This is a genomic window from Gordonia sp. (in: high G+C Gram-positive bacteria) (assembly GCF_047600565.1).
GTDB lineage: Bacteria > Actinomycetota > Actinomycetes > Mycobacteriales > Mycobacteriaceae > Gordonia.
Genome location: NZ_JASGKN010000001.1, coordinates 635,326 through 650,061, shown reverse-complemented (window position 1 = coordinate 650,061; position 14,736 = coordinate 635,326). Strand labels below are relative to the sequence as shown.

The following is a 14,736-nucleotide window of genomic DNA, read 5'->3' as shown; positions in this document are numbered from 1 at the left end:
GGATCGTTCTGCCGCAGACCGTTCGGCCGTGGACCGGGGCCCCGACGTCACTCTGCGGGCCGGCGGCGGCGCTCGATCTCGTCGTCGTCGAGGCCGCAGGCGCGGAGTTCGGCCGGGCCGGGCCGGGTGAACTCGACCTCCAGCTTGGCCTTCTCGACGCCGGAGAGCGGGATGTCGGTGGTCGTGAACCGGCCTTTGTCGTTGTGAAGAAGTGTGGCGGACGTGTCGTCGGAGCCGGCGATCCTTCCGGTGACGGTGTCGCCACCGGCCAGCCGGACGGTCACGGTGCGGCCGCGGGCGCGACGCCAGTGGCGGGGCGCGGTCAACGGGCGCCCGATCCCCGGGGTGCTGACCTCGAGGTCGTAGGGCGTGTCACCGAGGACGTCGGAGGCGTCGAGGACGGTGCCGAGTTCACGGCTGACGTCGGCGAGGTCGTCCAGGCTCGCGCCGCCGTCGCGGTCGACGAGGATTCGCAGGTCACGCTTGCCTCCAGCGGGCGCGGACACGTCTTCGAGGTCGTAGCCGAGTTCGGCCAGGACCGGGCGCACCAGGTCGCCGATGGCGTCGTCGGTTGCCGGGATCACCGGTGTCCTCCTGTCGTGTCGTGCTCTCGTGTCGTGCAGGCCGCCGCACCGTGGCAGCAGGGCTTCCATCCTAGTAGACCACCGAAGCTGGCAGAATCGGCCGATGTGACCTCCCCGCATGCGTCGCCGGACGCCCGCCCCGCCCCCAGCCGCCGCACCGTTCTGCGTGCCGGTGCCGGCCTGACCGTCGCCGCGGCGACGGTCGGCGCGGTGTCGGCGTGCAGCACCGGACCGTCGCAGCGTGAGCAGGACGCCCGCGCGCTGCTGCCGCTGGCGCAGACCGCGGCGCGGCAGCAGAAGCAGGCCGAGTATCTGGCGCCCCGCCAGACCGACTACACGAGCGTGCTCAAGCAGGTGGCGGCCGAGCGCGGCGACCATCTGACGGCGCTGACCGACGAGATCAACCGTCTGCATGCGCCGGTGGCCCAGGAGATCACGACGTCGCCGGGCGAATCGACGACGACGCTGGAGAAGCTGCGCACCGATCTGCAGTCCGCGGCGAAGGAGGCCGGCGACGTCGCCACCGACGCCGACGGCTACCGCGCGGGACTGACCGGTTCGATCGCCGCCTCCTGTGCGGCGCTGCGAGAGGTGGCCCTGGCATGACGAACGCCGACGCCCTGAAGAACGCGATCGACGCCGAGAACGCGGCGATCTTCACCTATGGCGTGACCACCGCGTTCATCGGTCCGGCCGAGCGGGGCACGGTCGCCGAGTTCATCGCCGATCACCGGATCCGCCGCAACGAGCTGAACGACGACCTCACCGCGGCGGGCGGCGGCACCGAGCCGCCGGCTCCCGGCTACGACCTGCCGACGCCGGTGACCGACCCCAAGTCGTCGGCCACCGTGCTGCTGGCGGCCGAGGAGGACTGCGCCCGCGCCTACCGGGCCATGCTGGAGCAGGTGGACGACGCCGGTCTGCGCCGTCGCGCCGTCGACGCGCTCACCAGCAGCGCCAAGCGGTCCGCGCACTGGCGCGGAGTCCTCGGACAGTCGCCGGCGACCGTGCCGTTCCCCGGCCAGCCGTCCTGACCGACATCAGTTGCCGTTGACGGCCTTCGTCACGGTGGCGACGGCGTCGGCGATCGGGACGGCCGTGGCCTCACCGGTGAACCGGTCGCGGATCTCGACGGTGCCGTCCGCCCAGCCGCGGCCCACGACCACGACCGTCGGGATGCCGAGCAGTTCGGCGTCTTTGAACTTCACGCCCGGCGACGCCTTGCGGTCGTCGAAGAGCAGGTCGATGCCGGCGGCGTCGAGCTCGTCGGCGATCTGCTGGGCTCCGGCGACGGCGGCCTCGTCCTTGTTGGCGATCACCAGGTGCACGTCGAACGGCGCGATCTCACGCGGCCAGCGCAGGCCCTTCTCGTCGTGGAGCTGCTCGGCGATCACCGCGACCAGTCGCGAGACGCCCACGCCGTAGGAGCCCATGGTCACGCGCACCGGCTTGCCGTTCTCGCCGAGCACGTCGAACTCGAAGGCGTCGGTGTACTTGCGGCCCAGCTGGAAGATGTGCCCGATCTCGATGCCGCGGGCCGCCTGCAGAACACCCTTGCCGTCCGGCGACGGATCGCCGTCCCGCACCTCGGCGGCCTCGATCACTCCGTCGGGTGTGAAGTCGCGGCCGGCGACCAGGTCGACGACGTGCTTGCCCTTCTCGTCGGCGCCGGTGATCCAGCGGGTGCCGGTCACCACGCGCGGATCCACGAGGTAAGTCCCGCCGGCGGCCTGCACACCCTTGGGGCCGATGTAGCCGCGGACCAGTGCCGGATTCGCGGTGAAGTCGTCCTCGGTGAGCAACTCGACCTCGGCCGGTTCGACGGCCGCCTCGAGGCGCTTCATATCGACCTCGCGGTCACCGGGGACGCCGACGCCGGTGATCACCCAGTCCTCGCCGGGCTGACGGATCTTGACCATCACGTTCTTGAGGGTGTCGGCAGCGGTGTAGTCGCCGTCCAAGGCTTCGTTCGCCCACGCGACGAGGGTGTCGATGGTCGGGGTGTCACCGGTCTCGTGGACGGTCGGGGCGGGCAGTCCGTCGAGCGGCTGCTCGGCCGGCGCCTGCGTGACGACGGCCTCGACGTTGGCGGCGTAGTCCGACTCCGTACTGCGCACGAAGGTGTCCTCACCGACCTCGCATTCGGCCAGGAACTCCTCCGAGGCACTGCCGCCCATGGCGCCGGACGTGGCCGCGCAGATGACGTAGGTGATCATCAAACGGTCGAAGATGCGCTGGTAGGCGGACCGGTGGTCGGCGTACGACTTGCGCAGGCCGTCGTCGTCGAGGTCGAAGGAGTACGAGTCCTTCATGACGAACTCGCGGCCGCGCAGCAGGCCCGCACGGGGGCGTTCCTCATCGCGGTACTTGGTCTGGATCTGGTACAGCGTGACCGGCAGATCCTTGTACGAGCTGTATTCGCCCTTCACCAGCTGGGTGAAGATCTCCTCGTGGGTGGGGCCGAGCATCATGTCGGCGCCCTTGCGGTCCTGGAGACGGAACAGCGCGTTGCCGTATTCGGTCCAGCGCCCGGTGGTCTCGTACGGGTCGCGCGGCAGCAGCGCGGGCAGCAGGATCTCCTGCGCGCCGATCGCGTTCATCTCCTCGCGCACCACGTTCTCGATGTTGCGGAACACGCGCAGCCCGAGCGGAAGCCACTCGTAGACGCCCGGGGCGGCACGCCGGATGTAGCCGGCGCGGACGAGCAGCTTGTGGCTGGGCACCTCGGCGTCGGCCGGGTCGTCGCGCAGGGTCCGCAGGAACAGGTGAGACATACGGGTGATCACGCAGGTAACTGTATCGGTGTAACCCCCCGTTAGAGTGTTCGGGTGCTGGTGATCCTGCCTCCCTCCGAGACCAAGTCCGACGGCGGAAAAGGCGCCCCGCTCGACCTGGACCGACTCTGCCTCCCGGAGCTGAATCCGGTGCGTCGCCGGGTCGCCGACGCGATCGTCGCCCTAGCGTCGGACCTGGACGCCTCCCGGAAGGCGCTGGGTCTCGGCGAGTCGCAGCTGACCGAGGTGGATCGCAACGCCGATCTGTTCGAGTCCCCCACCCGCCCGGCGATCGAGCGGTACACCGGCGTCCTCTACGACGCTCTCGACTATCCGGGACTGTCGCGTGCGAGCAAGGCGAAGGCAGCCGACCGTCTGATGATCGGTTCGGCGCTGTTCGGTGTGGTGCGGTCCGGCGATCCGATCCCGGCCTATCGGCTGTCGGGCGGCTCGAAGCTGCCCGGCTTCGGCACGCTCGCCTCGACCTGGAAGCCGGTGCTCTCCTCCGCCCTCGACGCGATCGACGACTTCGTCCTGGATCTGCGTTCGGGCGCCTACCTGAGCCTGGGCCCGGTGAAGAACTCGGTCACCGCCACCGTGGTCACCGAGCAGCCGGACGGCTCTCGCAAGGTGGTCAGCCACTTCAACAAGCACTACAAGGGCCTGATCACCCGCAGCCTCGTCGAAACGCGTGCGAACGTGACGAACATCGACAAGCTGGCGGCGGTCCTGTCAAACGCGGGTCACCGTGTGGAGATCACGTCGCCGCGCGAGATCACGGTCGTCACCGACTGACCGAGCCGGTCTCGACCGGTCAGCGGTCCTCGCGGCTGAAGGTGCGCAGCCACTCGTTGGGGTCGATCTCGTCGTCCCCCGGATCCTGCGCGGCGCCGTACTGCTGCTCGGCCTGCTGAACCTTCTGCGCCCGGACACGCCCGTACCCGTAGGCGGCGGCCATGAACACGACACCGGTGGCGAAGCCGATCAGCAGTTCGGTGCCGACCGAACCGTGATCGTCGGCGTCGCGGGACACCTGCATGATCCAGCCGTTCAACGCGGTCACGGCCAGGGCCCCGAACAGGACCGGAACACCGATCGTCACCCAGTTCGACGTGGAGACCGGAGCGATCCCGCGACGGCGCCGCAACCACTGCCACACCGACATCACCACGACGGCGACGCCGACCAGGACGGCGGTCCACAGCGGCGGCATCGCCCACGACCCGGCGGCGGCCACCACCAGAATCAGGCCGCACAGCGTGCCGACGATCCACCCGGCCTTCATGCGCGTTGCACCTTATCCCCCTCGGTGAAGCCCGCGACGGGGCCGATCACGATGATCGCCGGCGACCGGAGCTCCTCGTCGACGGCGGTCTGTGCGCAGTGCGCCAGGTCGCTGCGGAGAAGCCGCTGATCGCCGAGGGACGCGTTCTCGATCATCGCCACGGGCGTCGCCGGGTCGCGGCCGCCGTCGAGCAGCGCACGAGCGAAGGCGTCGACGCGCTGCACCGCCATCATCAGCACCAGAGTGCCCTGCAGCTTGGCGAGCGCGTCCCAGTCGGTCAGCGACGCCGGATCGTCGGGGGCCACGTGACCGGAGACGATGACGATCTCGTGAGTGACGCCGCGGTGCGTGACCGGAATCCCGGCGAGACCGGGTCCTGCGATCGGCGAGGTGATGCCGGGAACCATCGTGACCGGCACGCCCGCGTCGACGCAGGCCTGCAGTTCCTCGAAGCCGCGGCCGAACACGAACGGATCACCGCCCTTGAGGCGCACCACGAACTTCCCGGACGTCGCCCGGTCGACCAGCAGCTCGTTGATCTTCTCCTGCCGCATGGCGCGCCCGTACGGGATCTTGGCGGCATCGATCAGTTCGACCTGTGGACCCAACTGTCCGAGCAGCGCCGACGGACCGAGGTGATCAGCGACGACGACGTCGGCGCGGGCCAGCAGGCGACGGCCACGCACGGTGATCAGGTCCGGATCGCCGGGACCGCCGCCCACCAGCGCGACACCCGGGGCGTGAGGTGCGTCGGCGTCGGGCAACCCGCCCTCGGCCAGCGCCTGAGCGATCGCGGCGCGGACCGCCGCCGAACGCCGGTGGTCGCCGCCGGCCAGCACACCGAACTGCAGGCCGTCGAAGCGGCCTGTGGCCGGAGTGACCGCGGTACCCGAACGTGCCTGATCCGAACGCACACAGAACACGCGCCGCCGCTGCGCCTCGGCCGCGACCGCCGCATTCACCACCGGATCGTCGGTGCACGCCATCGCATACCAGGCACCGTCCAGATCGCCGTCACGGTAGGCGCGTCGGTGCACCGTGAGGCGGGTGTCGGCCTCCACGGCCGGGGTCGGGTCCACAGCGATCACCTCGATGCGGGCACCGGCGGCCAGCAGGGCCGGGAAGCGGCGCTGCGCGACGCTGCCGCCGCCCACCACCACGACCTTCCGGCCGTTCAGGTCCAGCCCGGCCAGATAGTGCCCCTCACTCATTCCTCCGAGCCTACTTTCCTTTCGACAGGCTCAAGGAGCGGAGGTTCGACGGGCTCAAGGAGCGGAGGTTCGGCAGGCCCAGGGAGCGGAGGTCTCAGGCGGTCTGCGTGCCCTTCGCCTGTTCCCGGGCGATGGCGCGGGCGCGGGCGGCCTCGAACTTCTCGACCTTGATGTTCATGTCGTCGAGGAACGCGGCCAGCTTCTCGCGGTACATCTCACCGATCGGGCCGAAGTCCTCACGTTCGAAGATCCGCCACTTGCGCAGCACCGGCATGACGACCTCCTCCATGTGCTGCGGGAGGTCGTAGATGCCGCCCTTGGCGATCAGCACCGCGTTGCGGCGGAAGTTCGGCATGGTGGCGCCGGGCATCTGGAAGTTGGAGACGATGGCGTAGATGGCGGCCATCGCCTCGTCGGGCACCACTTCGAGGGCTCCGGACACGATGTTCCGGTAGAAGAGCATGTGCAGGTTCTCGTCGGCGGCCACGCGCTGCAGCATGCGGTCGGCGATCGGATCGCCGCAGGCCTTACCGGTGTTGCGGTGGCTCACACGGGTGGCCAGCTCCTGGAACGAGACGTAGGCGACGGCGAACAGCATGTCGTAGCTGTGGTCACGCTGCCCGTCGTCCTCGGGCAGCGGGTTGAAGCCGGAGGTCATGTGCGCCATGCGGATCTCTTCGAGCTCCACCGGGTCGACGCCGCGGGTGACGACCAGGTAGTCACGCATGACCGTGGAGTGGCGCATCTCCTCGGCCGTCCACCGGCCGACCCAGAATCCCCAGGCGTCGTCGAGGCTGAAGTTCTCGGCGATCACCCGGTGGTAGGACGGCAGGTTGTCCTCGGTCAGCAGGTTGGTGATCATCGCGGCCTTGGCCGTCTCGGACAGCTGCGACTGCTCGGGATCCCAGTCGGTGCCGCCGAGCATGGCGAAGTTGCGGCCTTCGTCCCACGGCACGTAGTCGTGCGGATGCCAGTCGCGGGTCATCTTCATGTGCCGCTCGACTTCGGTCTCACAGACGGGAAGCAGCTCGCGCAGGAGGTCGGAGCCGCTCATTTTCTTACCGATCAGTGCAGTCATGCCCTTGATCCTCGCCGCTGTGACGGCTGTGACGCCTGAGCCGAAGGTCCCGAACCGGGTGGGTCGCTCGTCGGGATTTCACCGGGCCCTGAGGTACCGTTTCCCTATGTCCAGCCAGCCCTCCGCTCCGCAGCCGAAAGCGGTTCGAGTGTTCCTTGTCGACGACCACGAGCTGGTCAGGCGCGGTCTGCGTGACCTGCTGAGCACCGAGCCCGGGCTGCAGGTGATCGGCGAGGCCGCCACGGTGCGGGAGGCGATGACCGCGATCGGGACCGCACGCCCCGACGTCGCCGTCCTGGACGTGCGGCTCCCCGACGGCAACGGTGTGGAGCTGTGCCGGGATATCCGTTCCCGCTACCCGGACATCCGCTGCCTGATGCTCACCAGTTACGCCGACGACGACGCGTTGCTGGCCGCGGTGATGGCCGGTGCCTCCGGCTTCGTGCTCAAGCAGATCCTGGGCCAGAACCTGATCGCCGCCGTCCGAACGGTCGGCAACGGCGGCTCTCTTCTCGACGACCGCAGCACCGCCGCCCTGCTGGCCAAGCTGCGCGACGAGAAGAAGGAGAAGAACGACCCGCTCGCCGACCTCACCGGTCAGGAGCGCGAGGTCTTCACCCTGATCGGCGAAGGGCTGACGAACCGGCAGATCGCCGAACGCATGTTCCTGGCCGAGAAGACCATCAAGAACTACGTCTCGCACATCCTGGCGAAGCTGGACATGCAGCGACGCACCCAGGTCGCGGTGATGGCCACCGAGCTTCGCGAACGCGAACGCTGACCGGCAAGCCGATCCGGTGAGCACCGCCCCGCCGAACGACCCCGACGACGCCGCCGAGGACGCCGAGGACATCGCCGACGACGTCTCGGCCGACGACGCCGCCCGCGACCGACGGTTCGACGTCGAACTCGGCACCACCGCCGCCGTGGTCGTGCTGTTCCTGGTGCTCCGGCTGCTCGCCGTCTCCCACTGGCACTGGAACACGGTCGCCGCCGTCGCCGACACCTTCGACTTCAGCGACTCGTTCGCGATCGCCTTCGGCACGATCGCCGGCCAGCCGTGGGTGACCGGTGTCTTCGTCGCGATCCTTCTGCCCCTCGCGCTGATCCGCCTGCTCTGGCCGCTGCCGGAGCACAAGGGACAGATCACGGTGTCGAACGTGCTGGCGGTCGTGGCGCTGGCCGTCGTCGCCTTCGCGATGACCTACACGTACCGCAATCCGTGGACCCTCGTCGGCGCGGCGGCGTTCGGCCTGGTTCTGGTGCTGATCCGCGTGTTCGTGCACGCCGGCGTCCTGCGGCGTTTCGCGGTCGGCGCGATCACCCAGATCGCACTGATCGCCGGGATCGGGATCCTGGTGCTGGCGGCCGTCGACGATCATCCGTGGATGAGCGAGGAACGCATCGCCACCACCACGCACGGCACCATCGACGGCTGGGTGCTCGACGAGGCACCCGGATTCGTGCACGTGCTCACCGCCGACCGCGACGTCCTGATCCTGCCGACCGGCGACATCACCGACCGACGACTGCTCGACTGAACGAAGCCGACATGGCCGAATTGATCATCGAGCGCACCATCGCCGCCACCCCGGATCGGGTGTTCGCGTGGCTCACCGATCCGTCGCATCTGACGGCGGCACCGCTGGCGGTGAAGGCCGGCTGGGCCGGCGGCACCACCGCCCCGGGCGTCGGCGCGGTCCGCGAGGTGTTCGCGCTCGGCCTGTGGGCCCGCGAGCAGATCACCGCCTACGACCCTCCGCACCGCTACGACTACCGGATCGTCACGTCGGTGCCGGCCATCGACCACCAGGACGGCTCGGTGACGCTCACGCCCACCCCCGACGGCACGCATGTGCGTTGGGTGTCGGTGTACAGCCATCCGCGCTCGGGCGGCGGCAAGCCCATGGAGGCGCTCACCTCCCGCCTGTTGCCGGGCAGCTTCGACGCGATCCTGAACGCCTGCGCCGCCGACCTCGAATCCTGACCGGCTCGCACGTCAGGGCAGCGGAACCTCCCAGATCAGGGTGGTGCCCTTGTCCGGGTGGGTGTCGACGGTGAAGTTGCCGTCGCATTCGTCGGCCCGCTTGGTGAGGTTCCGCAGCCCCCGGTAGGCGATGTCGGTCGGGATGCCGTGACCGTTGTCCGACACTTCGACGGTCAGCACGTCGTCGGCCACGATCCGCACTCCGATCCGATCGCCGCCGGAGTGCCGCAGCGCATTCGACAACCCTTCCCGCAGCACCGCCTCGATGTGCGGGGCGAGCGAGTTCGGCACCAGCGTGTCGACGGGGCCGGAGAAGCTGACGCTCGGCACGATCGGCGCATGGCGGCCGAGTTCGGCGACCACGTCGAGCACCTTGCGGCGCAGGGTGGCCGGCTCCCCCTCGATGGATGCGTGCTGCAGGTCGAAGATCGATGTCCGGATCTGCGCGATGGTGGCGTCGAGGTCGTCGAGCACCTGCGCCATCCGCTCCTCCACCTGGTCCGGGGAGGCCTGCATCGTCTGCAGTGACATGCCGATCGCGAAGAGCCGCTGAATGACGTGGTCGTGCAGATCCCGGGCGATCCGGTGCCGGTCCTCGAGCATCTCCAGGTCCCGGGCGAGCCGCTGCTGCTCGGCGTAGGCGACCGCGAGCGACGCGACGCGTGCGACACCGGACAGGCCGGCGACCTCCTCCGGTTCCCATTGCGGGCGATCCTTGTGGGTCAGGACGATGGCGCCGTAGTCGCCGGCGGCGCTCGGCATCGGCTGCGCCGTCTTCCACCGCGCGCCGCGCCGCATCCAGTCGGCGCCGGAGGCCTCGCCGACGCTGAACGACAGTCCCGGCCAGGTGATGTGCTCGGGATCGACCGGACGCCCGGTGTGGCCGGCGAGGCTGAGCTCGCCCGCGTCCGAGTTCACGATGAACACGTCGACGGCGCCGGTGAGACTCGCGACATCCGCACACAGGCCGTTGAGGGTGTCCTCCAACGCGATGCCCGCCATCGGTTCGGAGCCCCGGTGCGCGAGGATCTCCATCCACCGATGCCGGGTGCGCTGCCGTTCGAACAGTCGCGCGTTGTCGACGGCGATACCCGCGGCCACCGCGAGCACCGAGACGATCTTCTCGTCCTGTTCGGTGAACTGCGGCAGCGACTGCTTCTCGGTCAGATAGATCGAGCCGAACAGTTCGCCGCGCACGATGATCGGGGCACCGAGGAAGGTGTCCATCGGCGGATGATGAGGCGGGAATCCCACCGATGCCCGGTGCTGCGACAGGTGCGGGATGCGCAGCACCTCCGGATGGTGGAGCAGTTCACCGAGCACGCCCTTGCCGACCGGCAGCGGCCCCATCCGGGCGCGCACCTCGGCCGAGATTCCGGTGTAGACGAAGGCCTGCAGCCCCAGTTCCGGTCCCCGCACGCCGAGCGCACAGTACTGCGCGTCGAGCACCGAGGCCGCGACCTCGACGATGCGTTGCAGAGCCTGGTCGAGTTCCAGTTCCTGGCCGACCAGCAGGACCGCTTCGAGGAGCTGGCGCAGGACCGCGGGATCGTTGTCCTGTTCGGTGAGGGCGTCGAGTGCCGTCCGCAGGGCGAGGGTGCCCGGGCGCGGTTTCTCGGCGTCGTTGGTCACCACATCACCCTAACGAGCGACGGCCGGCCTCCACGCGGGAAGCCGGCCGACGAACACTCGGTGCGGTCAGGCCTTGGCAGGCTTGTCGGCGCCGGTCAGCTGCAGGCTGCGGTTGGTCCAGTCCCACATCTCGCGGAACAGGGCCGGGTTGTCGTTGAGCTTCTGACCGAACGACGGGATCATCTCGGTGAGCTTCGGCTTCCAGCCGTCCCACCGCTGGCCGAAGCACTGCTCCAGCACCGACAGCATGGCCGGAACCGCGGTGGAGGCGCCCGGCGAGGCACCCAGCAGACCGGCGATCGTGCCGTCACCGGCAGCGACGACGGCGGTGCCGAACTCGAGGCTGCCCTTGGCGGGACCGTTCTTGCGGATCACCTGGACGCGCTGGCCGGCGGTGATCATCTCCCAGTCGCCGCCGGTGGCGCGCGGAACGAACTCGGACAGCGTCTTGACCCGGTCGGCGCGGGTCGAGGCCAGCTCGCCGATCAGGTACTTGAGCAGACCGAACTCCTGCGGGGCGATCGACATCATCGGCAGCAGGTTGCTCGGCTTCACCGACTTCGGCAGATCCATCACGCCGCCGGTCTTGAGGAACTTGGGCGACCAGCCGGCGTACGGTCCGAACAGCAGGCCCTTGTCGTGGTTGATGACGCGGGTGTCCAGGTGAGGCACCGACATCGGCGGGGCGCCGACGGCGGCCTGGCCGTACACCTTGGCCGAATGCTGCTCGATGAGGTCCGGATTGGTGCAGCGGAAGAACTCGCCGCTCACCGGGAAGCCGCCGAAGCCCTTGGCCTCGGAGATACCCGACTTCTGCAGCAGGTGCAGGGCACCGCCGCCGGCACCGACGAACACGAAGTTCGCGTGCACACGGGACACCTCACCGGTGCGGGTGTTCTTGACCTTGATGATCCAGCTGCCGTCGGACTGCTGGGACAGGTTCTTGACGTCGTGGCCGAAGTACAGGTCGGCGTCGCGCCCGACGTAGTTCAGGAGCTGCTGGGTGAGCGCACCGAAGTCGACGTCGGTGCCCTCGGTGTACCAGTTCAGCGCGACCGGGTCGGAGTAGTCACGGCCCTCACCCATCAGCGGGAGACGCTCAGCGAACGTGTCGTCGTCGGTGATGTACTCCATGCCCTCGAACAGGGTGTTGGACGACAGCGCGGCATGACGCTTCTTGAGGTAGTCGACTCCGGACTCGCCGTGGCAGAAGCTCACGTGCGGGATCGGGTTGATGAACTCGTCCGGGTTGTCGAGGAGCTTGTTGTCCACGCCGTACGCCCAGAACTGGCGCGACTGCTGGAACTGCTCGTTGATGTTGAGCGCCTTGGTGATGTCGATCTCGCCGTCGGCGCCCTGCGGGGTGTAGTTGAGCTCGCAGAGGGCCGAGTGGCCGGTGCCGGCGTTGTTCCACGGATCCGAGCTCTCGGCGGCGGCGGCGTCGAGCCGCTCGAAGAGGCTGATCGACCAGTCCGGCTCGAGCTGCCGGATCAGCGCACCCAGGGTGGCACTCATGATGCCCGCGCCCACCAGCGCGACGTCCGTCTTGATCACCGTCTGCGACACGTACTGCTCACTTCCGCCAGTCGAAGATTCACCGGTGCGCATGCGTCTGCGGCCCCGATGTCATTGCGTCGGCTCTCATTGTCCACCATGACCGGTCGCCCGCCCGAATCAGGGTGCCGCCGATGCTTAAGGTGGAACACGTGACCTCGCACCGCAAGACATCGCCCAGCAAGACATCGCCCCACACGACATCGCGCGCCACTGGGAGCCACGACTGGCAGCCGGACCGCTTTCTCGACCGCTATGAGACGTTGACCATTCCGCTGCGCGCGGATCGGGACGGCGAAGGCCCGATCGACGCGACCCTGATCCGCAAACCGGGGGCCGTCGACGCCCCGAAGGGTGCGGTGCTCTACGTCCACGGCTTCACCGACTACTTCTTCCAGGAGGATCTGGCCGACTTCTTCCATGACCGCGGCTACGCCTTCTACGCCCTCGACCTGCGCCGCTGCGGGCGATCGCTGCGCGACGGACAGACTCCGCACTTCACCTCCGACCTCGAGGTGTACGACGAGGAGCTGACCGCGGCACTCGACGTGGTGGTCGACGAGATCGCCGCGGCCGGGGGCGACGACCGGGTGATCGTGGCCGCCCACTCCACCGGTGGACTGATCACACCTCTGTGGCTGGACCGGTTGCGCCGCACCGATCCGGACCGGCACGCCCACGTCGGCGGTCTGCTGCTCAACAGCCCGTGGCTGGATCTGCAGGGTGAGGCGGTTCTGCGCAGCGCGCCGGTCGGCAAGGTGATGTCGGTGGCCGGTTCACTGCGCCCGAAGTCGGTCGTCCCGACGGGCCTGTCGACGGCGTACGGCGAGAGCCTGCACGAGTCGGCTCACGGCGAATGGTCCTACGACCTCGACCGCAAGCCGCTCGGCGGATTCCCGGTCACCTTCGGCTGGATCAGCGCGGTCCGCAAGGGCCACGCCGCCGTGCATCGCGGCGACATCGATGCGGGTGTCCCGACCCTCGTGCTCCGCTCGGACAAGAGCCGGTTCCGGTCGCAGTACGACGTGTCCGCGGACTCGGCGGACTGTGTGCTGGACGTCAAGCAGATCGCGCAGTGGTCGCCGTTCCTGAGCCGCCGGGTGCTCGCCGTCGTGGTGCCGGACGCCCGGCACGACGTGTTCCTGTCCAAGCAGGCCCCGCGCGAGACCGCCTACGAGACGGTGGACGGCTGGCTGTCCTCGGAGTTCGGGAAGTGACCACGGATCCCGCCGTCTCGGTCGACGTCGCGATCATCGGATCGGGCAGCGGCAACTCCGTCCCGGACGAACGGTTCGACGGTCTGTCGCTGGCGATGTTCGAGGAGGGCGTCTACGGCGGGACCTGCCTGAACGTCGGGTGCATCCCGACCAAGATGTTCGTCTACCCGTCCGATGTGGTCGCCGAGGTCGCCGAGGCCGGTCCGCTGGGCGTCGACGCGCATATGGATGCGGTCCGCTGGCCGGACATCGTCGCCCGCGTCTTCGGCCGTATCGACCCGATCTCGGCCGGCGGCGAACGGTACCGCGAGCAGGACTGCGACAACATCACCGTCTACCGCTCGCATGTGCGGTTCGACGGCCGCGACGGTGAGCGATACCGGCTGGTCACCGACGCCGGTGACATGGTTCTGGCCACGCAGGTGGTTCTGGCGGCCGGCGCCCGCCCGGCGATTCCCGCTGTGGTCGCCGACTCCGGGGTCCGGTATTACACGAACAACGACGTCATGCGGGTCCCCGCACCGCCGCGCCGTCTCGCGATCCTGGGCAGCGGCTTCATCGCGGCCGAGTTCGCACACGTCTTCTCGGCCGCCGGGAGTGAGGTGACCGTGATCGCGCGCGGCCCCGCGCTGCTGCGCCGCATGGATGCCGACATCGCCGACCGCTTCACCCGGGTGGCATCCGAACGCTGGACCGTGCTGCTCGACCACACCCTGGAATCGGTCACGCAGACCCCGGACGGCGGTGTGCGGCTGACCTTCGCCGACGGCGAGCCGGTGGAGGCCGATGCGCTGCTGGTCGCGACCGGCCGCACCCCGAACGGTGACCGGCTCGGACTCGACTCGATCGGGGTCGCGCTGACCGACGACGGCCGGGTACCGGTGGACGAGCACGGCCGCACCCCGGCGCGCGGCGTCTGGGCGCTCGGCGACGTCTCCTCGCCGTACCAGCTCAAGCATGTCGCCAACCACGAGCAGCGGGTGGTTCAGGCCAATCTGCTCAAGGGCTGGGACGCCGCCGATCTCGAATCCTTCGACCACCGGTACGTGCCGGCCGCGGTGTTCACACACCCGCAGGTCGCGTCCGTCGGACTGACCGAATCCGAGGTGGTCGATCAGGGGCACGACTACACCGTCAAAGTGCAGAACTACGGCGACGTCGCCTACGGCTGGGCCATGGAGGACACCACCGGAATCTGCAAGGTCCTCGCCGACCGCGAATCCGGCCGGCTTCTGGGCGTCCACTTCTTCGGCCCGCAGGCCAGCGCCCTGATCCAGCCGGCGATCACCGCGATGTCGTTCGGGATCGACGCCCACACTCTCGCCCGCGGCCAGTACTGGATCCATCCGGCACTGCCGGAGGTCCTGGAGAACGCACTTCTGGGCCTCGAGTCCCCTCACCCGGACGCCTGAAG

General features: G+C 69.1%; 15 protein-coding genes. 8 read left to right on the top strand and 7 right to left on the bottom strand.

The window, feature by feature from the left end; genetic code table 11:
* Positions 1 to 47 precede the first annotated feature (47 nt).
* On the bottom strand, positions 48 to 584 hold the full coding sequence (gene rimP, locus QM774_RS03135; RefSeq protein WP_414974498.1) for a ribosome maturation factor RimP: 537 nt from the start codon (positions 582 to 584) through the stop codon (positions 48 to 50).
* A 15-nt stretch (positions 585 to 599) separates the two neighbouring features.
* Here rimP and QM774_RS03130 point away from each other — a divergent pair, with 15 nt between their 5' ends.
* Positions 600 to 1,190: a hypothetical protein gene (locus tag QM774_RS03130; protein WP_414974497.1), complete on the top strand. Its 591-nt coding sequence runs from the start codon at positions 600 to 602 to the stop codon at positions 1,188 to 1,190.
* Positions 1,187 to 1,618: a ferritin-like domain-containing protein gene (locus QM774_RS03125; protein ID WP_414974496.1), complete on the top strand. Its 432-nt coding sequence runs from the start codon at positions 1,187 to 1,189 to the stop codon at positions 1,616 to 1,618. The genes QM774_RS03130 and QM774_RS03125 overlap by 4 nt, the downstream gene beginning before the upstream one ends.
* Before the next feature lie 6 nt (positions 1,619 to 1,624).
* Here the strand turns inward: QM774_RS03125 and QM774_RS03120 are convergent, their stop codons facing one another.
* Positions 1,625 to 3,370, bottom strand: coding sequence for a proline--tRNA ligase (locus QM774_RS03120; RefSeq protein WP_414974495.1), 1,746 nt, complete (start codon positions 3,368 to 3,370; stop codon positions 1,625 to 1,627).
* Between the two features lie 42 nt (positions 3,371 to 3,412).
* Between QM774_RS03120 and yaaA the strand changes: the two genes are divergently transcribed.
* On the top strand, positions 3,413 to 4,153 hold the full coding sequence (gene yaaA, locus QM774_RS03115; protein ID WP_414974494.1) for a peroxide stress protein YaaA: 741 nt from the start codon (positions 3,413 to 3,415) through the stop codon (positions 4,151 to 4,153).
* Positions 4,154 to 4,172: 19 nt separating this feature from the next.
* Here yaaA and QM774_RS03110 read toward each other — a convergent pair whose 3' ends face one another.
* The 3 genes from QM774_RS03110 to QM774_RS03100 all read right to left on the bottom strand — a co-directional run bounded on the left by QM774_RS03110 (position 4,173) and on the right by QM774_RS03100 (position 6,932).
* The gene (locus tag QM774_RS03110) at positions 4,173 to 4,643 is read right to left on the bottom strand and encodes a hypothetical protein (RefSeq protein WP_414974493.1); all 471 of its coding nucleotides are present in this window, start codon (positions 4,641 to 4,643) and stop codon (positions 4,173 to 4,175) included.
* The gene (gene cobA / locus QM774_RS03105; protein ID WP_414974492.1) at positions 4,640 to 5,854 is read right to left on the bottom strand and encodes a uroporphyrinogen-III C-methyltransferase; all 1,215 of its coding nucleotides are present in this window, start codon (positions 5,852 to 5,854) and stop codon (positions 4,640 to 4,642) included. Before cobA ends, QM774_RS03110 begins: the two co-directional genes overlap by 4 nt.
* 94 nt (positions 5,855 to 5,948) lie before the next feature.
* Positions 5,949 to 6,932 carry an acyl-ACP desaturase gene (locus QM774_RS03100; protein WP_414974491.1) on the bottom strand — a complete coding sequence of 328 codons (984 nt, stop codon included), beginning with the start codon at positions 6,930 to 6,932 and terminating at the stop codon, positions 5,949 to 5,951.
* Positions 6,933 to 7,038: 106 nt separating this feature from the next.
* Here QM774_RS03100 and QM774_RS03095 point away from each other — a divergent pair, with 106 nt between their 5' ends.
* Genes QM774_RS03095 through QM774_RS03085 form a run of 3 tightly spaced genes read left to right on the top strand, consistent with a single transcriptional unit; the run spans position 7,039 to position 8,919 of the window.
* The gene (locus QM774_RS03095) at positions 7,039 to 7,713 is read left to right on the top strand and encodes a response regulator (protein ID WP_414974490.1); all 675 of its coding nucleotides are present in this window, start codon (positions 7,039 to 7,041) and stop codon (positions 7,711 to 7,713) included.
* 16 nt (positions 7,714 to 7,729) lie between these two features.
* Entirely contained in the window at positions 7,730 to 8,473 is a 744-nt protein-coding gene (locus QM774_RS03090; RefSeq protein WP_414974489.1) for a hypothetical protein, read from the top strand.
* An 11-nt stretch (positions 8,474 to 8,484) separates the two neighbouring features.
* Complete coding sequence (locus QM774_RS03085) at positions 8,485 to 8,919, top strand: SRPBCC family protein (protein ID WP_414974488.1); 435 nt, start codon at positions 8,485 to 8,487, stop codon at positions 8,917 to 8,919.
* Between the two features lie 12 nt (positions 8,920 to 8,931).
* On the opposite strand, the gene QM774_RS03080 is transcribed toward QM774_RS03085, so the two are convergent.
* Both QM774_RS03080 and mqo read right to left on the bottom strand, forming a co-directional pair.
* Positions 8,932 to 10,551 (bottom strand): GAF domain-containing protein, encoded by a 1,620-nt coding sequence (locus QM774_RS03080; RefSeq protein ID WP_414974487.1) that lies wholly within the window; start codon positions 10,549 to 10,551, stop codon positions 8,932 to 8,934.
* 66 nt (positions 10,552 to 10,617) lie between these two features.
* The gene (gene mqo, locus QM774_RS03075; protein ID WP_414974486.1) at positions 10,618 to 12,159 is read right to left on the bottom strand and encodes a malate dehydrogenase (quinone); all 1,542 of its coding nucleotides are present in this window, start codon (positions 12,157 to 12,159) and stop codon (positions 10,618 to 10,620) included.
* Positions 12,160 to 12,239: 80 nt separating this feature from the next.
* Between mqo and QM774_RS03070 the strand changes: the two genes are divergently transcribed.
* Together QM774_RS03070 and QM774_RS03065 are read left to right on the top strand one after the other, a co-directional pair.
* Positions 12,240 to 13,322: an alpha/beta hydrolase gene (locus QM774_RS03070; protein ID WP_414974485.1), complete on the top strand. Its 1,083-nt coding sequence runs from the start codon at positions 12,240 to 12,242 to the stop codon at positions 13,320 to 13,322.
* The gene (locus tag QM774_RS03065; RefSeq protein WP_414974484.1) at positions 13,319 to 14,734 is read left to right on the top strand and encodes a mycothione reductase; all 1,416 of its coding nucleotides are present in this window, start codon (positions 13,319 to 13,321) and stop codon (positions 14,732 to 14,734) included. The genes QM774_RS03070 and QM774_RS03065 overlap by 4 nt, the downstream gene beginning before the upstream one ends.
* The last annotated feature ends 2 nt before the right edge of the window (positions 14,735 to 14,736 follow it).